24 protein-coding genes are annotated in these 23,955 nt (G+C 63.4%); 7 read left to right on the forward strand and 17 right to left on the reverse strand.

Annotated elements, in window-relative coordinates:
- Positions 1-9 precede the first annotated feature (9 nt).
- Positions 10-2,238, reverse strand: coding sequence for a heavy metal translocating P-type ATPase (locus tag FPB55_RS24500; protein WP_144189481.1), 2,229 nt, complete (start codon positions 2,236-2,238; stop codon positions 10-12).
- A gap of 82 nt (positions 2,239-2,320) precedes the next feature.
- Here FPB55_RS24500 and cadR point away from each other — a divergent pair, with 82 nt between their 5' ends.
- Entirely contained in the window at positions 2,321-2,764 is a 444-nt protein-coding gene (cadR, locus tag FPB55_RS24505) for a cadmium resistance transcriptional regulator CadR (RefSeq protein ID WP_029887259.1), read from the forward strand.
- A gap of 191 nt (positions 2,765-2,955) precedes the next feature.
- On the opposite strand, the gene FPB55_RS24515 is transcribed toward cadR, so the two are convergent.
- From FPB55_RS24515 to FPB55_RS24525, 3 genes are read right to left on the reverse strand one after another with little or no spacing between them, the layout of a single operon-like run.
- The gene (locus tag FPB55_RS24515; protein ID WP_029887260.1) at positions 2,956-3,927 is read right to left on the reverse strand and encodes a thymidylate synthase; all 972 of its coding nucleotides are present in this window, start codon (positions 3,925-3,927) and stop codon (positions 2,956-2,958) included.
- 51 nt (positions 3,928-3,978) lie between these two features.
- Positions 3,979-4,785: a prolipoprotein diacylglyceryl transferase gene (lgt, locus tag FPB55_RS24520; RefSeq protein WP_009685084.1), complete on the reverse strand. Its 807-nt coding sequence runs from the start codon at positions 4,783-4,785 to the stop codon at positions 3,979-3,981.
- 16 nt (positions 4,786-4,801) lie between these two features.
- A complete protein-coding gene (locus tag FPB55_RS24525; RefSeq protein WP_054882076.1) occupies positions 4,802-5,584 on the reverse strand; it encodes a sulfite exporter TauE/SafE family protein in 783 nt (260 codons plus the stop codon).
- 129 nt (positions 5,585-5,713) lie between these two features.
- On the opposite strand from FPB55_RS24525, the gene FPB55_RS24530 reads away from it, so the two are divergent.
- Positions 5,714-6,460, forward strand: a complete 747-nt coding sequence (locus FPB55_RS24530) for an NRDE family protein (protein WP_054882075.1) — start codon at positions 5,714-5,716, stop codon at positions 6,458-6,460.
- A 60-nt stretch (positions 6,461-6,520) separates the two neighbouring features.
- On the opposite strand, the gene ptsP is transcribed toward FPB55_RS24530, so the two are convergent.
- From ptsP to ilvA, 4 genes are all read right to left on the reverse strand, one after another.
- Complete coding sequence (ptsP, locus tag FPB55_RS24535) at positions 6,521-8,800, reverse strand: phosphoenolpyruvate--protein phosphotransferase (RefSeq protein WP_009685081.1); 2,280 nt, start codon at positions 8,798-8,800, stop codon at positions 6,521-6,523.
- Positions 8,801-8,822: 22 nt separating this feature from the next.
- A complete protein-coding gene (locus FPB55_RS24540) occupies positions 8,823-9,302 on the reverse strand; it encodes an RNA pyrophosphohydrolase (RefSeq protein WP_003249017.1) in 480 nt (159 codons plus the stop codon).
- Between the two features lie 148 nt (positions 9,303-9,450).
- A complete protein-coding gene (locus FPB55_RS24545; protein ID WP_009685080.1) occupies positions 9,451-9,876 on the reverse strand; it encodes a DUF2269 domain-containing protein in 426 nt (141 codons plus the stop codon).
- A gap of 43 nt (positions 9,877-9,919) precedes the next feature.
- Positions 9,920-11,434, reverse strand: a complete 1,515-nt coding sequence (ilvA, locus tag FPB55_RS24550) for a threonine ammonia-lyase, biosynthetic (RefSeq protein ID WP_125855516.1) — start codon at positions 11,432-11,434, stop codon at positions 9,920-9,922.
- 134 nt (positions 11,435-11,568) lie between these two features.
- Here ilvA and rpiA point away from each other — a divergent pair, with 134 nt between their 5' ends.
- Positions 11,569-12,243 carry a ribose-5-phosphate isomerase RpiA gene (rpiA, locus tag FPB55_RS24555; RefSeq protein ID WP_144189483.1) on the forward strand — a complete coding sequence of 225 codons (675 nt, stop codon included), beginning with the start codon at positions 11,569-11,571 and terminating at the stop codon, positions 12,241-12,243.
- 433 nt (positions 12,244-12,676) lie between these two features.
- Here the strand turns inward: rpiA and FPB55_RS24560 are convergent, their stop codons facing one another.
- The 4 genes from FPB55_RS24560 to FPB55_RS24575 form a co-directional block, all read right to left on the reverse strand.
- Complete coding sequence (locus tag FPB55_RS24560) at positions 12,677-13,579, reverse strand: SdiA-regulated domain-containing protein (RefSeq protein WP_009683683.1); 903 nt, start codon at positions 13,577-13,579, stop codon at positions 12,677-12,679.
- A gap of 90 nt (positions 13,580-13,669) precedes the next feature.
- Positions 13,670-14,590 carry an SdiA-regulated domain-containing protein gene (locus FPB55_RS24565; RefSeq protein ID WP_009683684.1) on the reverse strand — a complete coding sequence of 307 codons (921 nt, stop codon included), beginning with the start codon at positions 14,588-14,590 and terminating at the stop codon, positions 13,670-13,672.
- A 210-nt stretch (positions 14,591-14,800) separates the two neighbouring features.
- Positions 14,801-15,466, reverse strand: a complete 666-nt coding sequence (locus tag FPB55_RS24570) for a fumarylacetoacetate hydrolase family protein (RefSeq protein ID WP_029887616.1) — start codon at positions 15,464-15,466, stop codon at positions 14,801-14,803.
- Positions 15,467-15,491: 25 nt separating this feature from the next.
- Complete coding sequence (locus FPB55_RS24575) at positions 15,492-16,889, reverse strand: FAD-binding oxidoreductase (RefSeq protein WP_125855163.1); 1,398 nt, start codon at positions 16,887-16,889, stop codon at positions 15,492-15,494.
- 171 nt (positions 16,890-17,060) lie between these two features.
- Here FPB55_RS24575 and serA point away from each other — a divergent pair, with 171 nt between their 5' ends.
- Positions 17,061-18,290, forward strand: a complete 1,230-nt coding sequence (gene serA / locus FPB55_RS24580; protein WP_009683687.1) for a phosphoglycerate dehydrogenase — start codon at positions 17,061-17,063, stop codon at positions 18,288-18,290.
- Positions 18,291-18,378: 88 nt separating this feature from the next.
- On the opposite strand, the gene FPB55_RS24585 is transcribed toward serA, so the two are convergent.
- A complete protein-coding gene (locus FPB55_RS24585) occupies positions 18,379-18,855 on the reverse strand; it encodes a DUF4399 domain-containing protein (RefSeq protein WP_144189485.1) in 477 nt (158 codons plus the stop codon).
- A 224-nt stretch (positions 18,856-19,079) separates the two neighbouring features.
- Between FPB55_RS24585 and FPB55_RS24590 the strand changes: the two genes are divergently transcribed.
- Positions 19,080-19,568: a transporter substrate-binding domain-containing protein gene (locus FPB55_RS24590; protein ID WP_009683689.1), complete on the forward strand. Its 489-nt coding sequence runs from the start codon at positions 19,080-19,082 to the stop codon at positions 19,566-19,568.
- Between the two features lie 72 nt (positions 19,569-19,640).
- Here FPB55_RS24590 and FPB55_RS24595 read toward each other — a convergent pair whose 3' ends face one another.
- Both FPB55_RS24595 and FPB55_RS24600 read right to left on the reverse strand, forming a co-directional pair.
- Positions 19,641-20,132 (reverse strand): DUF523 domain-containing protein, encoded by a 492-nt coding sequence (locus tag FPB55_RS24595; RefSeq protein WP_009683690.1) that lies wholly within the window; start codon positions 20,130-20,132, stop codon positions 19,641-19,643.
- Positions 20,119-20,751 carry a 2OG-Fe(II) oxygenase gene (locus FPB55_RS24600; RefSeq protein ID WP_033690534.1) on the reverse strand — a complete coding sequence of 211 codons (633 nt, stop codon included), beginning with the start codon at positions 20,749-20,751 and terminating at the stop codon, positions 20,119-20,121. The genes FPB55_RS24595 and FPB55_RS24600 overlap by 14 nt, the downstream gene beginning before the upstream one ends.
- Positions 20,752-20,864: 113 nt before the next feature.
- On the opposite strand from FPB55_RS24600, the gene FPB55_RS24605 reads away from it, so the two are divergent.
- On the forward strand, positions 20,865-21,617 hold the full coding sequence (locus tag FPB55_RS24605) for a DUF2059 domain-containing protein (RefSeq protein WP_029887612.1): 753 nt from the start codon (positions 20,865-20,867) through the stop codon (positions 21,615-21,617).
- Here FPB55_RS24605 and FPB55_RS24610 read toward each other — a convergent pair whose 3' ends face one another.
- On the reverse strand, positions 21,618-22,544 hold the full coding sequence (locus FPB55_RS24610; RefSeq protein WP_125855162.1) for an alpha/beta hydrolase: 927 nt from the start codon (positions 22,542-22,544) through the stop codon (positions 21,618-21,620).
- 217 nt (positions 22,545-22,761) lie between these two features.
- Between FPB55_RS24610 and FPB55_RS24615 the strand changes: the two genes are divergently transcribed.
- Positions 22,762-23,331 carry a DUF6436 domain-containing protein gene (locus FPB55_RS24615; protein ID WP_047150071.1) on the forward strand — a complete coding sequence of 190 codons (570 nt, stop codon included), beginning with the start codon at positions 22,762-22,764 and terminating at the stop codon, positions 23,329-23,331.
- On the opposite strand, the gene FPB55_RS24620 is transcribed toward FPB55_RS24615, so the two are convergent.
- Complete coding sequence (locus FPB55_RS24620; protein ID WP_115295032.1) at positions 23,310-23,876, reverse strand: sugar O-acetyltransferase; 567 nt, start codon at positions 23,874-23,876, stop codon at positions 23,310-23,312. The two genes, FPB55_RS24615 and FPB55_RS24620, sit on opposite strands and share 22 nt — an antisense overlap.
- Between the last annotated feature and the right edge of the window lie 79 nt (positions 23,877-23,955).

Below are 23,955 nucleotides of genomic sequence, written 5' to 3' on the forward strand. Positions count from 1 at the left end.
GGCAGGCCCTTATTTGCGCAGCAGGCGCAAACCGTTGAACACCACCAGAAGGCTCACGCCCATGTCGGCAAATACCGCCATCCACAGGGTGGCCATGCCGGCAAAGGTGATCGCCAGGAATATGGCCTTGATGCCCAGCGCCAGAACGATGTTCTGCAGCAGGATCGCCCCGCTTTGCCGCGACAACCGAACGAAGGCCGGGATTTTCCGCAAGTCATCGTCCATCAGCGCCACATCGGCGGTTTCGATGGCGGTATCGGTGCCGGCCGCGGCCATGGCGAAACCGATCTCGGCACGGGCCAGTGCCGGCGCATCGTTGATGCCGTCACCGACCATACCCACCCGGTGGCCCTGGGCGTACAAGGCTTCAATGCTTTGCAGTTTGTCGGCCGGCAGCAGGTTGCCCTCGGCGCGGTCGATGCCTACCACGGCGGCAATGGCCTGGGCGGTGTGCGGGTTGTCACCGGTCAGCATCACCGTCTTGATGCCCAGCTCATGCAGTTCGGCAATCGCCTGACGGCTGCTTTCCTTGACCGTGTCGGCCACTGCAAACAGCGCCAGCGGGCCGCTGCGGTCGAGTAGCAGGACCACGGTCTTGCCCTGGCGCTCCAGCCCATCCAGGCGGGCCTCCAACTCGGGCGAACACAGCCCCAGTTCCTCGACCAGGCGGTGATTGCCCAAGTGGTAGACCTGGCCGTCGATGGTGCCACGCACGCCCCGCCCGGCCAGGGCGGCAAAGTCGTCGACCTCGCTCAAGGCCAGGCCTTGTTGCCTGCCGAACTGGGCGATGGCTCGCGACACCGGGTGGTCCGAACGCTCGCCCAGGCTGGCGGCCAAGGCCTGGGCGCGGCCTTCGAACAGCGGCGCCAGCACCTCGGCGTCGGTCTGGGCGGGTTTGCCATGGGTGATGGTGCCGGTCTTGTCCAGGGCCAGGAAGTCCAGGTGGCGGCCGCCTTCCAGGTAGATGCCCCCTTTGACCAGAATACCCTTGCGCGCAGCGGCGGCCAGGCCGCTGACGATGGTCACCGGGGTGGAGATCACCAGGGCGCACGGGCACGCCACCACCAGCAGCACCAAGGCGCGGTACACCCAGTCGAACCAGGCACCGGCCATGAACAGCGGCGGCACCACCGCCACGGCCAAGGCGATGGCGAACACCACCGGCGTGTAGATGCGCGAGAAGCGGTCGACGAAGCGCTGGGTCGGCGCCCGTGCCCCTTGCGCCTGCTCCACAGCCTTGATGATCCGGGCCAGGGTCGACTGCCCGGCAGCAGCGGTCACGCGAAACTCCAGCGCCCCTGCCTGGTTGATGGTGCCGGCAAACAACTTGTCGCCGACCGCCTTCTCCACGGGCAGGCTTTCGCCGGTGATCGGCGCCTGATCGACGCTGGATTGCCCACTGGTCACTTCACCGTCCAGGCCAATGCGCTCGCCAGGGCGCACCCGCACCTGTGCACCGATGGCTACCTCACGCACTGGCACCTCACGCCACTGGCCATCGGCTTGCTGCACCGTCGCCATGTCCGGCGTCAGTTGCATCAGGCCGCTGATGGCATTGCGCGCACGGTCCAGCGAGCGGGCTTCGATCAGCTCGGCGATGGTGAACAGCACCATCACCATGGCTGCCTCCGGCCACTGCCCGATCAATACCGCACCCGTGACGGCGATGCTCATCAGGGCGTTGATGTTGAGGTTGCGGTTTTTCAGGGCGATCCAGCCCTTTTTATAGGTGCCCAGACCGCAGCCGAGTATGGCTGCGAGTGCCAGCGCGGCCACCACCCACTCCGGCGCAAGCGCAGAAAAGTGCACGATTTCCGCGGCGATTGCCGCAGTACCCGCCAACGCCAGCGGCCACCAACGGGTTTTCGCCGGTGCCGATGCGCTGGCGCTGCCGTCGTCTTCGGCGCCCAGCGGCTCGGCTTTCATGCCCAGGCTGTCGATAGCCCGCTCGATTTCGGCGGTACCACCCAGGGTGTGGCGCACGCCAAGCACGCGGTTGATCAGGTTGAATTCCAATTGCTCGACGCCAGCCAGCTTGCCGAGCTTGTCCTGGATCAAGGTCTGCTCGGTGGGGCAGTCCATGGCATCGATGCGGAAGCGGCTGAGGCGCGCGTGGCCACTGGCCTGCTCGCTCAACTGCACCAGCGCCGGCGCAGCTTCGGCACTGCAGCAGCTGTGCTCATGGGCATGATCGTGGTGGTGACCGTGCTTGTGTTCGTGGCTGACAGGCTGGTTCATGGGGGGTCCTTAAAGTGAGCCTGTTGCCAAGTGAACACCCTGTAGCCACTATAGGGTCAAGCCATTAGCGGGGAATTTGGTAATGAAGATCGGTGAACTGGCCAAAGCCACTGACTGCGCGGTGGAAACCATCCGCTACTACGAGCGGGAAAACCTGCTGCCCGCACCTGCGCGCAGCGACGGCAACTACCGCCTCTACACCCAGGCGCATGTCGAGCGGCTGACGTTCATCCGCAATTGCCGCACGCTGGACATGACCCTCGATGAAATCCGCAGCCTGCTAAGCCTGCGCGACAGCCCGGCTGACGCGTGCGGCAGCGTCAACGCGCTGATCGACGAGCATATCGAGCATGTGCAGGCGCGCATCGACGGGCTGGTAGCGTTGCAGGCGCAGTTGATAGAACTGCGCCGGCGCTGCAGCGCACAGGGGGCAGAATGCGCGATCTTGCAGCAACTGGAGACGAATGGTGCGGTAACGGTGCCGGAAACCGAGCATTCGCACGTGGGCCGCAGCCACGGGCATTGAGGAACACGATCTCCCGTAGGAGCGGCTTCAGCCGCGAACACCGGCAAAGCCGGTGCCAGCCACCGCGTCGCCTGCTTCGCGGGCGCGCGCTCTCCCACAGGTTAGGGTGCTGGCTTCAAGCTCACGCTGCTGATGTAGGAGCGGCCTTGTGTCGCGAAAGGGGCGCAAAGCGCCCCCGGCCATCCCAGGACCTACACCGCCATCGGCGCTGTCATCGGCGCATGATGCTCATAGCCTTCCAGCCAGAAATCACTCGGCTCGATCTTCTCCAGCCACTCGGGTTCGTACTTGCCCGTTTCGGCAAACGCCGGCACCCGGTCACTGATCACCAGCTTCGGCGCTTCCAGCGGCTCGCGCTTGAGCTGCTCGTTGAGCATGTCCAGGTGGTTTTCATACACGTGGGCATCGCCGATAAAGTAGGTGAACCAGCGCGGGGTGTACCCGGTCAGGCGGCCGAACAGGGCCAGCAGCGCCGCACCTTCGGTAAGGTTGAACGGTGTCCCCAGGCCCAGGTCGTTGGAACGGATGTAGAGCGTCAGGGAAATTTCCCTGGTCTCGACATTCGGATGGAACTGGTACAGCAGGTGGCACGGCGGCAGCGCCATCTCGTCGAGCTGCGCGCAGTTCCAGCCGTGGAACAGGATGCGCCGGCTGCCCGGGTCGTTGGCGATGGTGTCCAGGCACTGGCGCACCTGATCGATAGCCTTGTACAGGATGACGAAGGCGACACCGTCTTCCTCGTCCTGGGCGATACGGCGGAAGCCCGCCTGCTCGGCCATGGCGATAGCGGCAGGGTTGCCCAGCGGGATGCGCTTGTAGCCAGGCCACTGGCGCCACTGCACGCCATAGATTTCACCCAGGTCATCATGGCCCTGGCGGAACGGGTTGGCCAACCACTGGGCGTTTTCGTTGGCATTCTGGTCCCACACCTTGCAGCCCAGCTCGCGGAACTCACCGGCGTTCTTCACGCCACGCAGAAAGCCGACCATCTCGCCGATCGCCGACTTGAACGCCAGCTTGCGCGTGGTAATGGCCGGGAAGCCCTTCTGCAGGTCGAAACGCAGCATTGCACCCGGCAGGCTGATGGTGCGGATGCCGGTGCGGTTGCCCTGCAGCGTGCCGTTTTCGATAACGTCGCGGACCAGGTCCAGATACTGTTTCATGGCTTACCTGTAGCAGATACGGCAGGGGGATCGCCCCTGCCGTGGGATTAATCAGGCGGGATTCGCCGTGGGCTTGCGATTATAAGCCCACCAGATCAGGCCGAGGCCAGCGAGGATCATCGGCACGCAGAGAATCTGACCCATGGTCAGCCAGCCCCACGCCAGATAGCCCAGCTGGGCGTCCGGTACGCGAACGAACTCGACGATGAAACGGAAAATGCCGTAGAACAGCGCGAACATGCCGGACACGGCCATGGTCGGCCGCGGCTTGCGCGAGAACAGCCAGAGGATCACGAACAGAGCCACGCCTTCCAGCGCAAATTGATAGAGCTGCGACGGGTGGCGCGGCAGTTGCGCGGGGTCGCTGAAGGGCGGGAAGATCATCGCCCACGGCACGTCGGTCGGCTTGCCCCACAATTCGGCGTTGATGAAGTTGCCGATACGCCCGGCGCCCAGGCCGATCGGCACCAGCGGCGCGACGAAGTCCATCAGCTCGAAGAACGACTTGTTGTTGCGCTTGCCGAACCACAGGGCTGCCAGCATCACCCCAATGAAGCCGCCGTGGAACGACATGCCACCCTTCCACACCTCGAAGATCAAGGTCGGGTTGGCCAGGTAGGCGTGCAGGTCGTAGAACAGCACGTAGCCCAGGCGGCCACCGACGATTACCCCCATCGACAGCCAGAACACCAGGTCGGAGAGCTTTTCACGGGTCCAGGTCGGGTCGAAACGGTTCAGCCGACGCGAGGCCAGCAACCAGGCGCCACCGATGCCGATCAGGTACATCAGGCCGTACCAGTGAATTTTCAGCGGGCCAATGGCCACGGCCACGGGGTCTATCTGCGGGTAAGGCAGCATGGAACTTCCTCTCGATTCAAATCAAAAAGCTGAGGCCAACACAGAACAGCAGGGCTGCGAACAGGCGTTTCAACAGGCGCGGCGACAGCTTGTGCGCCAGGCGCGCGCCAAAGCGGGCGAAAAACATGCTGGTCACGGCAATGCCGACCAGCGCCGGCAGGTACACGTAACCCAGGCTGTGGGGCGGCAAGTGCTGCTCATGCCAACCTAGCAGCATGAAGCTCAAGGCACTGGCCATGGCGATCGGCAGGCCGCAGGCAGAAGATGTGGCCACTGCCTGTTGCATGGGCAGGCTGCGCGAGGTCAGGAAAGGGACGGTCAGCGAGCCACCCCCAATGCCGAAAATGGCCGAGGCCCAACCGATCACCCCACCCGCGCCAACCAGCACAGGCTTGCCAGGCACACCATGGCTGGCCTTGGGCTTGAGGTCCAGGGCCATTTGCGCGGCGATGACCAGTGCGAAGACACCAATGATCTTCTGCAGGAGCGGGCCCTGGATCAGCGAGGCGGTCTTGGCGCCGACCCCGGCCCCCAGGAGGATGCCCAGGGTCATCCAGGCGAATATCGGCCATTGCACCGCACCCTTGCGGTGGTGTTCGAGCACGGCATTGATCGAGGTGAACACGATGGTCGCCAACGACGTACCCACCGCCAGGTGGGTCAGTACCGAGGCGTCAAAACCCTGCAGGGTGAAGCTGAACACCAGCACCGGCACGATGATGATGCCGCCGCCCACGCCGAACAGCCCCGCCAGCACGCCGGCACAGGCGCCCAATAGCAGATAGAGCACGAATTCCATTCGGCATCCCCGAGAAATCAATCAGGCATGGTAACGGAAGCCGGGTTCGAGGCTCTAGTGAAGTCTGTGTCAGGATGGATCCTGCCCGCAGCTGTGGGTACAGTGGCAGAAAACACAGAGGCCTGACCGATGTGCCTGATCGTATTCGCCTGGCGGCCGGGGCACGCCCTGCCGCTGATCGTCGCGGCCAACCGCGACGAATTCTACGCCCGCCCTGCCCAGGCCCTGGCGGCCTGGGAGGATGCGCCCGGGGTGCATGCCGGGCGGGACCTGGAGGCCGGTGGCACCTGGCTGGGCGTGGGCCCACAGGGGCGCTTTGCGGCGCTGACCAATATCCGTGACCCGCGGCAGGCGCAGGGGCCCCGCTCGCGCGGCGAGCTGGTGGCGGGGTATCTACGGGGTGAGCTGGGGGTTGAGGCTTACCTGGACGAGGTGGCCAGCCGTAGCGGGCAGTATTCGGGGTTCAACCTGCTGGTGGGTGATGGGCGCCAGCTGGGTTACCTGCATGGCCCAGACGTGGCGCCGCGCCTGCTGGAAGCCGGGGTGTACGGGCTGTCCAATGCCGGGCTGGATACCCCATGGCCAAAGCTGGTGAAGGCGCGAAGCGGGCTGCAGAGGTTGCTGGAAACGCCGGAGCCACCACAGTTGCTGGCGCTGCTGGCCGATGGCGAGCCTGCAGCTGACGGGGAGCTACCGGACACCGGCGTGGGCATGGCGACCGAGAAGCTGCTGTCGAGTGTGTTTATTGCCAGCCAGAGTTATGGGACACGCGCGAGTACTGTGCTGATTGTGGATGATCAGGGCAGAAGGCGCCTGATCGAGCGCAGTTTCGGGCCGTTTGGTGGGCACTTGGGGGAGGTTGAGCTGTCGGTCTGAACAGCGCCTTTCGTGGGAGCGGGCGTGCCCGCGAAGAGGCCCGAACAGGCAACCCCCCCCTTACAGGGTTTTATTGGCCCCAGGCCCGATCATCCGCGCCAGCCCCAGGTTTTTCAGCGCCAGCTGCAACGAGCTGTGGATAACTTGCGGGTTGTCGTGGCTCAAGGCTTCGACCAGCAGCTCCTTGGCCTTGCCCATGTTCACCTGGCGCAGCATCCACTTCACCTTGGGCAGGTTGGTGGCGTTCATCGACAGGCTGTCGAAGCCCATCGCCATCAACAGGATCGCTGCCGCGGGGTCACCCGCCATCTCGCCGCAGATGCTGACCGGTTTGCCCTCGCCATGGGCATCACGCACCACGGTATTCAGCGCCTGCAGCACCGCCGGGTGCAAGTAGTCGTACAGGTCGGCGACCCGTGGGTTGTTGCGGTCCACGGCCAGCAGGTACTGGGTGAGGTCGTTGGAACCGACCGACAGGAAATCCACCTGCCGCGCCAGCTCCTTGGTCTGGTACACCGCCGCAGGGATCTCCACCATGACGCCAACCGGCGGCATCGGCACGTCGGTGCCTTCGTCGCGCACCTCGCCCCAGGCCCGGTGAATCAGGTGCAGCGCCTCTTCCAGCTCGTGAATACCGGAAATCATCGGCAGCAGGATGCGCAGGTTGTTCAGGCCCTCGCTGGCTTTGAGCATGGCGCGGGTCTGCACCAGGAAGATTTCCGGGTGGTCGAGGGTCACACGGATGCCGCGCCAGCCGAGGAACGGGTTGTCTTCTTTGATCGGGAAATACGACAGCGCCTTGTCGCCACCAATGTCGAGGGTGCGCATGGTCACCGGCAGTGGGTGGAAGGCCGCCAATTGCTCACGGTAGATGGCCAGCTGCTCTTTTTCGCTGGGGAAGCGCTGGTTGATCATGAACGGCACTTCGGTGCGGTACAGGCCCACCCCTTCGGCACCGCGTTGCTGGGCCCGAGCCACATCGGCCAGCAGGCCGGTATTGACCCACAACGGCATGCGGTGGCCGTCAGGGGTGATGCAGGGCAGCTCGCGCAGGGCATCCAGGCCCTGGGCCAACTGGCGCTCTTCCTCGACCACGTCGCTGTACTGCTTGCGCAGCACTTCGCTCGGGTTGGTGAACACCTCGCCCTTGTAACCGTCGACGATCAGCTCGATGCCGTCGACCTTGGAGTAAGGCAGGTCGACCAGGCCCATCACCGTGGGGATACCCATGGCACGGGCCAGAATGGCAACGTGGGAGTTGCCCGACCCCAGTACCGACACCAGGCCGACCAGCTTGCCTTCCGGCACTTCGCCGAGCATTGCCGGGGTCAGCTCTTCACTGACCAGGATGGTGTTGTCGGCGTAGACCAGCGACTGCGAGCGGGCCTCTTGCAGGTAGGCCAGCAAACGCCGGCCCAGGTCCTTCACGTCGGAGGCACGCTCGCGCAGGTAGTCGTCGTCCATCAGCTCGAAACGGTTGACGTGCTCGCCGACCACCTGGCGCAGGGCGCCCTGGGCCCACTGGCCGGTCTTGATGACCGCGGTCACCTCGCCGCCCAGCGCTGCGTCTTCGAGCATCATCAGGTACACATCGAACAGGGCGCGCTCTTCCGGGCGCAGTTGCGTCGCCAGTTTGGCCGACAGCTTGCGCATGTCTTCGCGCACGCCTTCAAGGGCGTTTTCGAACAGCTTGAGCTCGGCGTCGATGTCATCGACGGCCTTGTCGGGCACCACTTCGAGGTCGGCAGGCGGCAACATGACCACGGCACGCCCTACGGCAGCGCCTGGCGAGCCAGGCACGCCAACGAAACGCGCTTCCTGGATGCCCTTGCCCTGCCGGCCCAGGCCACGGATCGAGCCGGTGGCCTCGGCGTGGGCGATAACCCCGGCAAGCTGGGCGCTCATGGTGACCAGGAACGCTTCTTCGCCCTCGTCGAACTGGCGGCGCTCCTTCTGCTGGATGACCAGCACCCCGACCACGCGGCGGTGGTGAATGATCGGTGCACCCAGGAACGAGGCGAATCGCTCTTCGCCAGTTTCGGCAAAGTAGCGGTAACGCGGGTGGTCGGCGGCGTTTTCCAGGTTCAGCGGCTCTTCGCGGGTACCGACCAGGCCGACCAGGCCTTCGTTGGGCGCCATGCTGACCTTGCCGATGGAGCGTTTGTTCAGGCCTTCGGTGGCCATCAGCACGAAGCGATTGGTTTCCGGGTCAAGCAGGTACACCGAGCAGACCTGGCTGCCCATGGCCTCCTTGACGCGCAAGACAATGATCCCCAACGCCGACTTGAGATCTTTGGCGGAGTTTACTTCCTGGACGATCTTGCGCAGCGTATTGAGCATGGCTCGGGGTCGAACTCCGTCGTCAGTCGCGCGTCAGAAGACGCGGTGCTAGCTCTTTCAGGGCGCGCCGGTATACCTCGCGCTTGAATGTCACAACCTGGCCCAGCGGGTACCAATAGCTCACCCAACGCCAGCCGTCGAACTCCGGCTTGCCGGTGAGGTCCATTCTTACCCGTTGTTCGTTGCTGACCAGGCGCAGCAGGAACCACTTCTGCTTCTGGCCGATGCACAGCGGCTGGCTGTGGGTCCGCACCAGGCGCTGCGGTAAACGATAACGCAACCAGCCACGGGTGCAGGCAAGAATTTCCACATCATCGCGTTCAAGGCCAACTTCTTCGTTCAGCTCGCGGTACAGGGCATCTTCCGGCGTTTCGTCAGGGTTGATACCACCCTGGGGAAATTGCCAGGCATCCTGGTTGATCCGTCGAGCCCATAGCACCTGCCCGGCATCATTCGTGAGAATGATCCCGACATTGGGGCGAAAACCATCCGGGTCGATCACGGCAGCAACCTCGCAAACGCATGTCACCGCATTGTTCCACAAAGCTTGCGAGCGCAGCAACGCGCCCGCCACGCTTATGTGCCGCGGCGTGAAAACTCCTTGTTCGGTGAAGGCAAGGTGATGCAGGCAAGCGTTGGCCGCTGCTTAGTCAGACTGGCTTGGCGCCCATCAGCCCGGCAATGGACAGCAGGCAGACGCCACTGAACACCGCCAGCGCCAAGGTGAAGCGCAACCCTACCGGCTCGGCCTTGCGCAGCCGGTTCAGCCGCACCAGCAGCCACCACACGGCAAACGCACCAAGCGTATAGATGACGCTGGACGCCAGCACCCAGGTCTGCCCCAGCGGCCAACCGACCAGGTGCACCAGCCACCAGCCGGTGAACGGCATGCTTACCAGGCACAGCACCATTACCAGCCACACGAACACCAGCGGCCGGCGCAGCAGCTTGGCATAGGCCTGCGCATCGCCCTGGCGGCGGGCGCGCACGGTCCACACCGCCAGGCCCAGGGCACCCAGCAGCAGGAGTGCGGTGGCGATGATGTGCAGTGTTTTCAGAGTGGTCAGATGTTCCATGTGTGCGTTGTCCTTGAGCAGGCCTTAGGCCCAGCTTAGCTGCTCAGCCCAGGAACAGCTTGTAAGCCGGATTCTCGGTTTCGTCCCAGTAGGGGTAACCAATCTTGGCCAGTGCCGCTGGCACCAGGTGACGCTCGTCTTCCGGCACCTGCAGGCCCGCCACCACACGCCCGTCTGCCGCGCCGTGGTTACGGTAGTGGAACATCGAGATATTCCAGCGCCCACCCAGCTTGTCGAGGAAATTGAACAGCGCCCCCGGCCGTTCCGGGAACTCGAAGCGCAGCACCATTTCATCGCTGGCGCCAGCCGAGTGGCCGCCGACCATATGACGAATGTGCAACTTGGCCAGCTCGTTGTCGGTCAGGTCCGTTACCGGGAAACCCTGCTCGCTCAAATGCTGCACCAGGGCTGCGCGCGGGTCGTTTTCCGGGTGGGTCTGCACGCCCACGAAGATATGCGCCTCGTCCGAGGTGTGCTTGCGGTAGTTGAACTCAGTGATCTGGCGTTTGCCAATCGCCTGGCAGAACGCCTTGAAGCTGCCCGGGCGTTCAGGAATGGTAACGGCGATGATCGCCTCGCGCTTTTCACCCAGTTCGGCACGCTCGGCCACATGGCGCAAGCGGTCGAAATTGACATTGGCGCCGGAGTCGATTGCCACCAGGGTCTGGCCAGTCACGCCGTACAGTTCGACATAACGCTTGATGCCCGCCACACCCAACGCGCCGGCAGGCTCGGTGATCGAGCGGGTATCGTCGTAGATATCCTTGATTGCGGCACAGATTTCATCGGTGCTGACCGTGACCACTTCATCCACATGGTGGCGGCAGATATCGAAGGTGTGCTGGCCGATCTGCGCCACCGCCACGCCGTCGGCGAACAGCCCGACCTGCGGCAGCACCACGCGCTCACCCGCGGCCATGGCCGCCTGCAGGCAGTTGGAGTCATCCGGTTCTACACCAATGACCTTGATTTCCGGACGCAGGTACTTCACGTAGGCGGCAATACCGGCGATCAGGCCACCGCCGCCCACCGGCACGAAGATCGCGTCCAGTTGGCCAGGCTGCTGGCGCAGGATTTCCATGGCCACGGTGCCCTGCCCGGCGATGGTGTGCGGGTCATCGTAAGGGTGGACATAGACCAGGCCCTTTTCATCGACCAGCTTCAGCGAATAAGCCAGCGCCTCGGGGAACGAGTCGCCATGCAGCACCACCTTGCCGCCACGCGAGCGCACGCCTTCGACCTTGATCTCCGGGGTGGTCTTGGGCATCACGATGGTGGCCTTGATGCCCATTTCGCGCGCGGCCAGGGCCAGGCCCTGGGCGTGGTTGCCGGCCGAGGCAGTGACCACGCCGCGCGCCAGTTCTTCCGGGGTCAGCTGGGCCAGCTTGTTGTACGCCCCGCGGATCTTGAACGAGAACACCGGCTGCAGGTCTTCGCGCTTGAGCAGAATCTGGTTGCCCAGGCGCTTGCTCAGTTGCCCGGCGCTCTGCAACGGGGTTTCGACGGCAACGTCATAGACGCGCGAGGTGAGGATCTTCTTGACGTACTGTTCGAGCATCGGGAAAGCATCACTGGGCCGCGGGACAAGGGCTGGAAGTCTACCCCAGCGCTACGTCGGGCGACCACAGCAAAGCCGTGCGAGCCGTTATACTAGGCAACTTTGAAACCGCCCTGCCCCCTTCCGGAGCCCGCATGACCCAGGACCAACTCAAACAGGCCGTCGCCCAGGCCGCTGTCGACTTCATTCTGCCCAAGCTGGATGAAAAGAGCGTCGTCGGCGTCGGTACCGGTTCGACCGCCAACTTCTTCATCGATGCCCTGGCTCAGCACAAGACCGCCTTCGACGGTGCCGTCGCCAGCTCCGAGGCCACGGCCCAGCGCCTGAAGGGGCATGGTATTGCGGTGTACGAACTGAACAGCGTCAGCGAGCTGGAGTTCTACGTGGACGGCGCCGATGAAAGCGACGCGCACCTGAACCTGATCAAGGGCGGCGGCGCAGCCCTGACCCGTGAGAAGATCGTTGCAGCAGTAGCCAAGACCTTCATCTGCATCGCCGATGCCAGCAAGCTGGTGCCGGTGCTGGGCGCCTTCCCACTGCCGGTCGAGGTGATCCCGATGGCCCGTAGCCACGTGGCCCGCCAACTGGTCAAGCTGGGCGGCGACCCGGTGTACCGCGAGGGTGTGGTGACCGACAACGGCAATGTGATCCTCGATGTGTACAACTTGCAGATCACCAACCCGGTGGAGCTGGAAGCACAGATCAACGCCATTGTTGGCGTGGTGACCAACGGCCTGTTCGCGGCGCGGCCGGCGGACCTGCTGTTGCTGGGTACTGCTGACGGTGTGAAGAGCCTGACGGCCAATTAAACCGCTTCGCGGGTAAACCCGCTCCTACAGCGATCGCCACTGGCCTGAAGCCTGGCGAGCTATCTGTGGGAGATTCTATGGTTTCTGGCAAGGGTAGCCGCTGCATCTTCAGTGCCTGTGAGATTGAGCGCCGCCCGCGCGGCGCATCGCGAGCTGCGCTCGCTCCTACGTTTGTTTCGGGCCAGTAACCCCTGTGCCAGATGCGCGCGGCCGCCTTGTTCGTACGACGCGATTTTGAGGCATGCGCCAAGGCGTTCGCGCGCAAATCCCACAGGAATAATTGGCCCGAAACAAACGTAGGAGCGAGCGCAGCTCGCGATGCGCCGCGCGGGCGGCGCTCGCTCTAACAGGCGCTGCATACCTTGTGGCAAACACCTGCCAGCCCTGATGCGATCCCCGTGCGGGTTTACCCGCGAAGGGCCCTGACAGACGATCAGTCAGCCGGCTGCTTGAACACATAGAACAGGTTCGGCTCACTGACCAGATAAAGGGTTCCCGCCTCGTCCATCGCAATCCCCTCCGCCTGCGGTACGGTCGCCTGCAAGCCCTGGTAGCCCTTGCGCAGCGACAGGGTACTCAGCGGCCTGCCCTCGATATCCAGCTCCAGCAACAGCCGCGACTCGTCGGACAATGCCAGCAGGTGCCCACTGCGCTCATCGAACTGCAAGCTCGACAAGTCCCGCACGAACAACCGTGAATCGCGCTTGCGGTCCTGTACTACATGCACGGCATAGGGCCTTTCCGGGTTGTCATGCGGGAAGCCGTGAACCTCGTAGATGAGCATCGGGTCGCGTTCCTTGGCCACGAACAGGCGCTTGCCCGCTGAGTCGTAGGCCAGACCTTCGAAGCCTTTGTTGCCGTTCAGGCCAATGCCCAGGCTGAGCTGCTCGGCATCGCCGGCATCGAGGAACAACGTGTCGTCGTCCAGGCGCACCCGGATCAGCCGTTGCTGACGCTCGTCGGAAATCACATAGCTGTTTGGCCCGACATACTCCACGGCCTCCGGGTCGCCGAAGCCCGTCAGCGGCACGCGGCGCAGGATGCGCCCGTCCAGCGACAGCTCGATCAACTCCGAACGGGCGTTGGTGACGGTAAACAGGGTCTTGCGGTCAGGGTCGTAGGTCAGCGCCGATATATCGTCGTTCAACCCTTCGATAGGCTGCGCTTCCAGCACCACCCGGTAGCGCTCCAGGCCCATGCTCTGCTCGGCGGGCTGCCACCAGGTCTTGAGGTTGAACCAGGCGCGCTCGTAAAGGCGGAACTCATGCCCGGCCCAGCCGAGCAGGCACAGGCAGACAACGGCTATTACAAGGGATAGACGAACAAAACCACGCATACGGGCAGACTCGGCACAAGGATGGCGAATCTAACCATGAATGACTGAAATAAAGCTTAATGCCAGCATCCGAAAAAGCGGATTGTTGGCTCAGGGTTTTCTGAAGCGATAGAACAATGCCGGCTCACTGACCATGTACAGGTTGCCCTGGTCGTCCATCGCCACCCCCTCGGCCCGCGGGATGGTGCCTTGCAGGCCGTTGAACCCGCCGAGCAAAGTCATGAAGCTGACCTGCTGCCCCTGCTGGTCCAGCTCCAGCAGCATGTTGGAGTCGGCCGACAATACCAACAGGTGGCCTGTGCGCGGGTCGACACCCAGCGCCGAGAGGTTGCGCAAGTCGAGCTGATCGCTTGGCAGCGGCTGCTTGTCGCCCTTGAGCTGGCTGCGGCCATCGGTGTTCCAGGTGTACAGCTTGGGCGGGCGCTCCTCGCCGATGACCAGGCGCTGGTGCAGCGGGTCCCAGGCGACTGCCTCGAAGCCTTTGTTGCTTTTCACCGACTGCCCCAGGTCATAGCTTTTGAAGTCGGCGTGGTTGAGCACCGCCGTGTGCCCGTCCACCTTGACCAGGGTCAGGTCATGCAGGCGCTCGTCGGTGATGGCCAGGTAACCGTCTTCCAGCACGGCAACGCCTTCCGGGTTGTTCCAGCCGTTGAGCGGGATCTTGCGCAGCACATCGCCGTCCAGGCTCAGTTCGACCAGGAACGGGTTCTTGCCCATGACCGCGAACAGCGTCTGGGTCTGCGGGTTGAACGCCACGTCCGACGCTTCGTCATCGTCCATGCCCGGCAGGGGCTTGGCATCGATGTCTACCTGATAATCCGGCAGCCATACGCTTTCGCTACGCTCGGCGCGGCTTTCAAAGCCTTCCTTCAGCCATAGCGCACCACGGTCATCCCAGTGCATCGCCATGGCCACGCCGTAGCCAATCACCGCCGCCACCGCCAGGCCAAAGGGCCAGCGCAGGTAGAAACGACGCTTGGGGGTTGCCGGGGCGTTGGGGGGTGATGGCATGCAGGGGTCCTGAAGCAGTGGGCGTAGATGCGCGCATTATCCGCATTGGGTGTGAAAAAAACGCCAAATCCTGCCTGGACGCGCATTCTTTGTGGGAGCGGCCTTGTGTCGCGAAAGGGGTGCGAAGCGCCCCCGGGATTCATGCGTCAAGCACCTATTGCCGGGGCCGCTCTGCGGCCCTTTCGCGACGCAAGGCCGCTCCCACAGGGCTCAGAGCACCCGGCTTTCGAAGCGGCTGACACCCGGCAGCTCCAGCACCAGCTCGTCACCGACATTGAACGGCCCCACGCCCGCCGGGGTGCCGGTGAGGATCACATCCCCCGCCAGCAGCGAAAAATGCGCGGCCATGTGCTGAATCATCGGCACGATAGGGTTGAGCATCATTGCGCTGTTGCCGTCCTGGCGTACTTCGCCGTTCACCGTCAGCCGTACCGGGATGTCGGTCACGTCCGGGAAGCTGGCAGCCGAGACGAACGGCGGCAGTACGCAGGCACCGTCGAAGCTCTTGGCCAGCTCCCATGGCAGGCCTTTTTCCTTCAGTTTGGCCTGCACGTCGCGCAGGGTCAGGTCCAGGGCCGGGGCGTAGCCGGATATGGCGTCCAGCACCTCTTCCTCGCTGGGGTGCGAGGACAGTGACTTGCCCAGCAACACGGCGATTTCTGCCTCGTAATGCACCGAACCGCGCTCGGTCGGGATCTTGAAGCCGCCTTGCGCGGCGACCACGCAACTACCGGGCTTGATGAACAGCAGCGGTTCGCTGGGGATCGGGTTGTCCAGTTCCTTGGCGTGTTCGGCATAGTTACGGCCAATGCACACCACCTTGCCCAACGGGAAGTGGATGCGCGTGCCGTCTACATACTGGTGCTGGTAACTCATGGCCGACTCCTTTGCATGCTGCTTTTTATTCAGGAGCGAAGATCTTACCCGGATTCATGATGCCGTTAGGGTCGAACACGGCCTTAATCGCCTTCATGCAGGCAATTTCTTCGGCCGAGCGGCTGTAGCCCAGGTAGTCGCGCTTGGTCATGCCTACGCCGTGCTCGGCAGAGATCGAGCCGTTGTAGCGTTCGACGATCTCGAACACCCACTTGTTGACCTTGGCGCACGAGGCAAAGAACGCGTCTTTGTCCATGTGCTCAGGCTTGAGGATGTTCAGGTGCAGGTTGCCATCGCCGATATGGCCGTACCACACCACTTCGTAATCCGGGTAATGCTCGGCCACGATGGCATCGATATCGCGCAGAAACGCCGGTACTTTCGAGACCGTGACTGAAATATCGTTCTTGTACGGGGTCCAGTGCGAGATGGTTTCCGACAGGTACTCACGCAGCTTCCACAGGTTTTTCAGCTGGGTTTCGCTCTGGCTCATCACCCCGTCCAGTACCCAGCCCTGCTCGACGCAATGCTCGAAGGTGGCCAGTGCCTGGTTGGCGACTGCCTCGGTGCTGGCCTCGAACTCCAGCAGCGCATAAAAGGGGCAGTCGGTGGCGAATGGCGCCGGCACATCACCACGCGCAAGGATCCTGGCCAGGCCCTTGTCCGAGAAAAATTCGAAGGCCGTGAGGTCGAGCCCGCCCTGGAAGGCGTGCAGCACCGGCATGATCGAGTCGAAGTCCGGCGTGCCCAGCACCATGGCGGTGAGGTTGCGCGGGGCGCGGTCCAGGCGCATGGTGGCTTCCACCACGAAACCCAGCGTGCCTTCGGCGCCAATGAACAGCTGGCGCAGGTCATAGCCGGTGGCGTTCTTGATCAGGTCCTTGTTCAGCTGCAGCAACTCGCCCTTGCCCGTCACCACCTTCAGCCCGGCCACCCAATTGCGGGTCATGCCGTAGCGGATTACCTTGATGCCGCCGGCATTGGTACCGATGTTGCCGCCTATCTGGCTGGAACCGCTGGAAGCGAAGTCTACCGGGTAATACAGGCCCTGCGCTTCGGCGTAGCTTTGCAACTGGCGGGTGACCACCCCGGGCTGGCAAACCACCGTGCGGTCGAAGGCATTGAAGTCGAGAATCCGGTTCATGCTGTCGAAGGCCACCACGACTTCGCCATTGGCCGCCACGGCCCCCGCGGAGAGCCCGGTGCGCCCACCCGACGGCACCAGCGCCACCCTGTGCGCATTGGCCCAACGGACAATGGCCTGCACCTGTTCGATGGTCTTGGGCAGCACGATGGCGCTGGGCGCCGGTGCATAGTGCTTGGTCCAGTCCTTGCCATAGGCGTCGAGGGATGCCGGGTCGGTCAGGACCTTGCCAGGGTCGACAAGGGTCATCAGTTCTTCAATTGCAGCGGGGTGGGTCATCGCTGGAACTCTCGACTTATTCATAGTCACCCTGAGCACTCTTCACCTGTCGGGATAAGCTCAGATTGTGTCGCGTATGCTAGCATAGCGCTCCCGCTGTTCATGCTAAGGCCGCCCTCGCGCCTGGCATCACCCCTCGCCATTTTTTCTCCGGGATACAGGTTTACGCAGATGAGCAAGACTTCTCTCGACAAGAGCAAGATCCGGTTCCTTCTTCTTGAAGGTGTGCACCAGAACGCGGTCGATACCCTCAAGGCCGCCGGCTACACCAACATCGAATACCTCACTGGTTCGTTGCCGGAAGCCGAGCTGAAGGAAAAGATCGCCGATGCCCACTTCATTGGCATCCGTTCGCGCACCCAGCTCACCGAAGAGATCTTCGACTGCGCCAAGAAACTGGTCGCCGTTGGCTGCTTCTGCATCGGCACCAACCAGGTAGACCTGGAAGCTGCCCGCGAGCGCGGTATCGCCGTGTTCAACGCGCCCTACTCCAACACCCGCTCGGTCGCCGAGCTGGTACTGGCCGAAGCGATCCTGCTGCTGCGTGGCATCCCAGAGAAAAACGCCTCCTGCCACCGTGGCGGCTGGATCAAGAGCGCAGCCAACTCGTTCGAGATTCGCGGCAAGAAACTCGGCATCGTCGGCTACGGCTCGATCGGTACCCAGCTGTCGGTCCTGGCCGAAAACCTGGGCATGCAGGTCTACTTCTACGACCCGCTGACCAAGCTGCCACTGGGCAACGCCGTACAGGTCACCAGCCTGCACGAACTGCTGGGCCTGGCCGACATCGTCTCGCTGCACGTGCCTGAGCTGCCCTCCACCCAGTGGATGATCGGCGAGAAGGAAATCCGCTCGATGAAGAAGGGCGCGATCCTGATCAACGCCGCCCGTGGCACCGTGGTCGAGCTGGACCACCTGGCCGCCGCCATCAAGGACAAGCACCTGATCGGCGCTGCCATCGACGTGTTCCCGGTCGAGCCACGCTCCAACGACGAAGAGTTCGAGAGCCCGCTGCGCGGCCTGGACAACGTGATCCTCACCCCGCACATCGGTGGTTCCACTGCCGAAGCCCAGGCCAACATCGGCCTGGAAGTGGCCGAGAAGCTGGTCAAGTACAGCGATAACGGTACTTCGGTGTCTTCGGTCAACTTCCCTGAGGTGGCACTGCCAGCGCACCCAGGCAAGCACCGCCTGCTGCACATTCACGAAAACATCCCGGGCGTACTCAGCGAGATCAACAAGGTATTCGCCGAGAACGGTATCAACATCTCCGGTCAGTTCCTGCAGACCAACGAGAAAGTCGGTTACGTGGTAATCGACGTAGACGCCGAGTACTCCGACCTGGCGCAAGAAAAACTGCAACAGGTCAAAGGCACCATCCGTTCCCGCGTACTGTTCTGAGTTTGCTTGCTGCATGAAAAAGGGAGGCCCTGGTGGCCTCCCTTTTTTTCGCCGGTGGGAGCGGGCGAGCCCGCGAAAAGCCCAACACCTATTTCACGTCGACAGTAATCTTCTGCGACTCGACGCTCGGCTTGAACGGCACGTGATACTGGTCACCCAGCACCAGTTGCAGGGTGTGCTTGCCCGGGGTCAGGGTAATGCTGGTTTCGGTCTGTGCCTTACCGAAATGCAGCACCTGCGGCCCGGCTGGCAGTGCGGTGCCGGCCTCTGGCATCAGGCTGGTCGGCAGCGGCATGTCGGCGACGGGCTCTTTGTCCACATCCACCAGCAAGTGGTGGTGGCCGGTGTGTGGGGTCTGGTCGCCGGCAGGCTTCAGGCCCATGCCTTCAATGCCGAACTTGACGGTAAAGGTCTTGTCGACGGTGGCACCATCGGCGGGGGAAACGATGAAGACCTTGGCATCCTTGGGCGGCTCCTGGCTCTTCAGGGCGTCTGCGGCACTGGCCAACATCGACGCTCCCATCAGCAAACCGGCAACGGCAGCACGCGAAAATAGGCTGTTCATTCACTTCTCCTGTGATTCACTCATTGACCGCAGCTTGTCATCCAACAGCGGCGGTAGTTCACCTTAGTTGAAATATGCGCCAAGGTGTTCACGTTGCCTGACAGAAAAATTTGAGTCAGGGTTAAACAATGCCGAGGCGCCAAGGTCTTAGGCTGCGTTCGATCATGGCGAGGAATAAAGCCATGACGAAAGTTATTCACCTGTAAAAGAAAAAGGGGCCTTCAATGCGTTCGACCATAGGGGTACTGCTGGCAGTACTGATCAGTCCATTGGCCCAGGCGGAGCTGATCGACGAAATCGCCGACCGGGGCGAACTGCGCATTGCCGTACAAGCCGACAACCCGCCTTATGCGTTCAAGCAAGACGAGCGGCTGAGCGGTTTCGATGTGGAATTTGGCCAGGACCTGGCCCGCGAACTGGACCTGCGCGCCGAATTTGTCGAGGCGCCTGCGGACGAGGTACTGCCAGGTGTGGAAAGCGGCAAGTATGATGTCGCGCTGACCCCAGCGAGCGAAGCACTCAAGAGTGACGGCCCGCTTGACGCGAGCCTGCCGTTTGGCGAGAAGAAGCTGGTGATCCCGTTCCAGAAGGACAACCCGGCGTTTGAAAGTGCCGTTAACAATGCGCTGCAGCGGTTGAAGGACAGTGGCCGCACGGCCGAGCTCGAACAGAAGTGGTTCAAGGGTGTGCAGGAGACTGCGGCCGGGCAATGAGGTTTGTGCGGTCTGTGCCGCCCTCATCGCCGGCAAGCCGGCTCCCACACTCACTCCACAGCCGGCGCAGGGCTACCCCAAGGCCCGCTGCGCCTGGTCCAGCTCCAGCTCACTGAACACCTGCACCCCCGCCCGCCGCAGCAGCGCCGCTGTGACCCCTTCCCCGGCCACCTTCACACCACTGAACGTGCCGTCATAGGTCAAGCGGTTGCCACATGAAGGGCTGCCCGACTTCAATACCGCCACACCAATGCCATGCCGCCGCACCAGTACGAGCGCCAACTGCGCGCCGGCCAGGAACTGCGCACTGACATCTTCGCCCATGACAGTGATCACCTGTGTGCTGCCGTCGAGCACCTGCCCACCTTGCCCGCCTGGTATCTCCGCGGGTGGCCGAGGGGTCGGCAACCCGCCGGCGACTTCCGGGCACAACGGCACCACGCGGCCTTCGGCCTGCCACTGCTGCAACAAGTGCGGGTGGCCGCTGGTGCGACCGTCATAGCGCACCGGCTGCCCCAGCAGGCAAGCGCTGACCAGCACCCTCGGCAAATCAGAACGGGTCATTGCCACGCCGCCGGAACCAGCCCGTCAACGACAAGCGCTCACGCCCGGCGGGCAGCACTTCGTGAGGCACCTCACCCGACAGGAACACCACCAGGCAACCTGCCAGCGGCTCGACCAGGGGCTCGGCACCGTCGGCCAGGAACATGCGCAGCTGCCCGCCATCCTGCGGCTGCCAGTCTTCGTTCAGGTAAAACACCGCCGAAACCATGCGCCGATCATCGTCACGAAAGCGGTCCAGATGCCGGCGATAGAATGCCCCGGGTGGGTACAGGGCAAAATGGCACTCGAAATCCTGCAGGCCGAGAAACAGGCCCTGGTTGATGGCCAGCCGTAACTGGTCCATGGCCGCCAGGTACTGGTCGCAAGCCTCGGCCTGGCCAGGGTCGATCCACTGGATCTGGTCGCCGCGAATGGTTTCGCGTACTTCCTGGGCATCACCGCGCCCCACCCCGGCCGGGTTGAGTTCACCTTCGGCATAACGGCGCCGGCACTCGACCGCCAACGCGCGCGCAAGGTCGACAGGCAGAAACAGCGCCTGTTGGGACCAGCCATGGGTGGCCAGATCGTCAACGACGGCCGCGAACATCGGGTTTTCGGGGGAAGTATGCATGGCGCGCATCATATCCATTCGCCCTGGCGGCGCACAGCGCCACTTGGCCGAGAAACACGCACATATCTCGACAAACCGGCGCCGGGCCAAGGACAATGGTCGCCTGCCGACAGGAGTCCTGAATGCGCCGTCTGTTTTCCCTGATTCTGCTGATGATCTGCACCACGCCTGTCTGGGCAGATAACCTGGATCAACTGTACAAGGCTGCCGGCTGGCCCGACCAGCGCGCCCACTTCAACGATGCCCTTACCGCCGCCCAGGCGCGCTACCGCAACAGTTTACCGCCCGCCGTGTACCAGGCGCTGGTCGACAACAGCAACCAGCGCTTCCAGGCCCAGGCGGTAGACCGTCGTGCCCAGGCAAAGCTGCGCGCCAGCCTGGCCAACCCGGCACCGGCCCTGGCGTTCTTCCAGTCGCCGCTGGGGCGCAAGGTGGTAGCCGCCGAGCTCAAGGCCACGCGCAAGGATGAACTGGCCAGAAACGCCAAGGGCTTGCCGAAAATGCAGGCCAGCGATGACCGCCTGCTGATCATTGGCCACCTGGCTCAGGCCTTGCCAGCACGCGAAGCTGGCGCCGAAGTCAGCCTGGCCATCGCCGGCGTGGCGGCCGACAGCCTCAGCTCGATGATCCCCGGCCTGTTCGGCGGCGGCCAGGCGCAAGGCCTGCTCGACGGTCAGCGCCAGCGGCTCATGGGGCAAATTGGCGAAGACCTCAACAATACGTTGCTGTACGTGTACCGCGACCTGTCCGACGCCGAGCTGGAAGAGTTCGCCACCTTTGCCGAGTCGCCCGACGGCAAGGCCTACTACCAGGCGGCACTGGCCGCGGTGCGTGCCGGCCTGGCGGTGGGCCAGAGCAGCAACGAGCTGAGGTGATCAGCCCAGGCGCTGGTCGATGAAATCGAAGTAGCGCTGGCGAATGCCTGGCAGCTCGTTGGCCAGGTGGTGACGCGCGTCGGGCAGCATCAGGATCTGCGGCTCAGCGAACTTGGCCTTCAGCACCTCCAGGTTGTATGGCCAATCCACCGTGCCGTCGGCCTCTCCCTGTACGATCAATGGCCGCCGTGTACTTTTGGGCGCAGCCTCGATGCGTTTGACCCAGGCGATCAGGGCACCCACCCAGGCAGTGGGCAGCCGGCGCGGTTGCAGGGGGTCGGCCTGGAGAAACGGCAGGAAGGCAGGGTCGTTGGTATTCTCACTGAAGCGCCGCTCGATACCATTGACGAAATGGCGCAGCACGCGATAGCTGAACTTGGACCAACGCCAGGCACATGGCCGCACCAGTGGCGCCAGCAGAATGACCTGGCCATCCACAGGGCTATGGGCACCTTGGTGCAGCAAATGGTCCACCGCGATCGCCCCACCCGTGCTCTGCCCGCACAAATGCCATGGCCACGGCAGCTGCAACGCACGCGCCTGTTCGAACAGCGCCTGCAGCACCTGCTGGTACACCGCGAAGTCGCTGATGCTCGCCCGCTCGCCGCTGGACAGCCCATGGCCGGGCAGGTCGCAGCTGATGACCGCGAAACCTTGCCCGAGCGCCCACTCGATCACATGCCGATAGAGGCCCATGTGGTCGTAATAGCCATGCAGCAGGAACAGCGTCGCGCTTGGCTGCTCGGGTAGCCAAGCCTGCCCGACCAACTCGAACCCCGCGGCCTGGAAACCGCCCAGCCAGCTGTGGGCCGACAGGTTCAGGCCATAGAAACGCTGGTAATCCTGCGCTTGAGTCGACAGCGGATGGCGCGCGGTGAACGGCGCCAGGCTGGCACGCAGGCGGTCGGGCTGAAAGTCAGGGGGCATCGGGTACATCCACAGTGAAGCAAGTATTGATCTGGGATATTCAGCTCTGGCCGGCATCGTGGCAAGCTTCGGCCATGCATTACCTGTACTGGCGCTATCGCCGGCAAGCCAGCTCCCACAGGGATATCACCAGGCCTCAGGCCGTTGACAACCTGTGGGGGCTGCTTTGCGGGCGACAGGGCCAGTGAACCCACCACAAAAATACCAGCAGATATTCATGCAAACCCGCCTCGCCAAACCTGCCCTGATGAGCCTCGCACTGCTGCTCTGCGCCGCCACCCTTTGGCAGGTCTACACCACCTTCCAGGCCCGCTACCTGCGCCCGTTCGACAACCAGGCCACGCTGTTCGACGGCAGCCAGTTGCAGCTCCCCGCCGAGCTGGCCGGCCCGGGCCCGATCCGCGTGGTGCACTTCTGGGACCCGGCCTGCCCGTGCAACGTCGGCAACCAGCAACACCTAGGCGACCTGGTCAGCCAGTTCGCCGAACAGGGCGTGGCCTTCCACGTGCTGCAAAAGCCCGGCAGCCATGGCCAATTGCCGGCCAACCTTGCCGGGCTGCTACCGCTGGGCAGCCTGCCCGGTAGCGAACACCTGCCCGCCACGCCGGGCGTGGCCATCTGGGATCGGCGAGGTCGCCTGGCCTATTTCGGCCCCTACAGCGAAGGCGCTGTCTGCAATGCCAGCAACAGCTTCATCGAACCTATTCTCAAGGCACTGCTCGACGGCCGCCAGGTCAGTGCCTCCAATACCCTGGCGGTTGGCTGCTATTGCCCTTGGGCAGGCTGACGCACCCGTGCAGGGTTACCCACCACCGTGGCACCGGCCGGCACATCCCGGGTCACCACGCTACCGGCACCGACCACCGCGTTATCGCCAATGGTCACACCCGGCAGAATGATCGCCGCACCGCCGATCCACACATTGTTGCCAATGGTCACGGGGCGCCCGCTTTCCAGCCCGCTGCGCCGCACGTCGGGGTCCAGCGGGTGGTCGGCGGCGTAGATCTGCACATTGGGGCCGATCTGGCAGTCATCGCCGATAGACACCGGCACCACGTCGAGCATCACGCAGTTGAAATTGATGAAGGTGTTGCGGCCGACGCGGATGTTGTAGCCATAGTCGCAGTAGAAGGGTGGGCGGATCACGGTGCCCTCGCCCACATGGCAAAAATGCTCGCGCAGCAAGCCATGACGGGCGTCGTTAAGCAGTTCCACGCTGTTATTGTAGCGGTGCATCCAGTGCTTGCTGGCGATCTGCTCGGCCTGCAATTCAGGGCAGCCAGCGTGGTAGAGCTGGCCGGTAAGCATCTTCTGTTTTTCGCTGAGTGCCATGGAAACTCCTTCCTGGGGCAGTGCTCGTTCGCGCATCCACCCAAGGTCGGACCCTTTTTTTTCGTAGATTGCTCAAGGA

Origin of the sequence: Pseudomonas sp. BJP69 (genome assembly GCF_007633355.1) — a bacterium.
In the GTDB taxonomy this organism is placed as follows: domain Bacteria; phylum Pseudomonadota; class Gammaproteobacteria; order Pseudomonadales; family Pseudomonadaceae; genus Aquipseudomonas; species Aquipseudomonas juntendi.

Coding starts and splice junctions, on each gene's coding strand:
- ilvA (WP_125855516.1), bottom strand. CDS start 11,434: ATGCTCGAACAGTACGTCAAGAAGATCCTCACCTCGCGCGTCTATGAC.
- FPB55_RS24530 (WP_054882075.1), top strand. CDS start 5,714: ATGTGCCTGATCGTATTCGCCTGGCGGCCGGGGCACGCCCTGCCGCTG.
- FPB55_RS24595 (WP_009683690.1), bottom strand. CDS start 20,132: ATGACCCGTTCTGATTTGCCGAGGGTGCTGGTCAGCGCTTGCCTGCTG.
- FPB55_RS24610 (WP_125855162.1), bottom strand. CDS start 22,544: ATGCCCCCTGACTTTCAGCCCGACCGCCTGCGTGCCAGCCTGGCGCCG.
- serA (WP_009683687.1), top strand. CDS start 17,061: ATGAGCAAGACTTCTCTCGACAAGAGCAAGATCCGGTTCCTTCTTCTT.
- FPB55_RS24615 (WP_047150071.1), top strand. CDS start 22,762: ATGCAAACCCGCCTCGCCAAACCTGCCCTGATGAGCCTCGCACTGCTG.
- FPB55_RS24500 (WP_144189481.1), bottom strand. CDS start 2,238: ATGAACCAGCCTGTCAGCCACGAACACAAGCACGGTCACCACCACGAT.
- FPB55_RS24575 (WP_125855163.1), bottom strand. CDS start 16,889: ATGACCCACCCCGCTGCAATTGAAGAACTGATGACCCTTGTCGACCCT.
- FPB55_RS24560 (WP_009683683.1), bottom strand. CDS start 13,579: ATGCGTGGTTTTGTTCGTCTATCCCTTGTAATAGCCGTTGTCTGCCTG.
- rpiA (WP_144189483.1), top strand. CDS start 11,569: ATGACCCAGGACCAACTCAAACAGGCCGTCGCCCAGGCCGCTGTCGAC.
- FPB55_RS24620 (WP_115295032.1), bottom strand. CDS start 23,876: ATGGCACTCAGCGAAAAACAGAAGATGCTTACCGGCCAGCTCTACCAC.
- FPB55_RS24600 (WP_033690534.1), bottom strand. CDS start 20,751: ATGCGCGCCATGCATACTTCCCCCGAAAACCCGATGTTCGCGGCCGTC.
- FPB55_RS24590 (WP_009683689.1), top strand. CDS start 19,080: ATGCGTTCGACCATAGGGGTACTGCTGGCAGTACTGATCAGTCCATTG.
- FPB55_RS24585 (WP_144189485.1), bottom strand. CDS start 18,855: ATGAACAGCCTATTTTCGCGTGCTGCCGTTGCCGGTTTGCTGATGGGA.
- FPB55_RS24570 (WP_029887616.1), bottom strand. CDS start 15,466: ATGAGTTACCAGCACCAGTATGTAGACGGCACGCGCATCCACTTCCCG.
- FPB55_RS24515 (WP_029887260.1), bottom strand. CDS start 3,927: ATGAAACAGTATCTGGACCTGGTCCGCGACGTTATCGAAAACGGCACG.
- FPB55_RS24545 (WP_009685080.1), bottom strand. CDS start 9,876: ATGGAACATCTGACCACTCTGAAAACACTGCACATCATCGCCACCGCA.
- FPB55_RS24565 (WP_009683684.1), bottom strand. CDS start 14,590: ATGCCATCACCCCCCAACGCCCCGGCAACCCCCAAGCGTCGTTTCTAC.
- FPB55_RS24605 (WP_029887612.1), top strand. CDS start 20,865: ATGCGCCGTCTGTTTTCCCTGATTCTGCTGATGATCTGCACCACGCCT.
- cadR (WP_029887259.1), top strand. CDS start 2,321: ATGAAGATCGGTGAACTGGCCAAAGCCACTGACTGCGCGGTGGAAACC.
- FPB55_RS24525 (WP_054882076.1), bottom strand. CDS start 5,584: ATGGAATTCGTGCTCTATCTGCTATTGGGCGCCTGTGCCGGCGTGCTG.
- ptsP (WP_009685081.1), bottom strand. CDS start 8,800: ATGCTCAATACGCTGCGCAAGATCGTCCAGGAAGTAAACTCCGCCAAA.
- lgt (WP_009685084.1), bottom strand. CDS start 4,785: ATGCTGCCTTACCCGCAGATAGACCCCGTGGCCGTGGCCATTGGCCCG.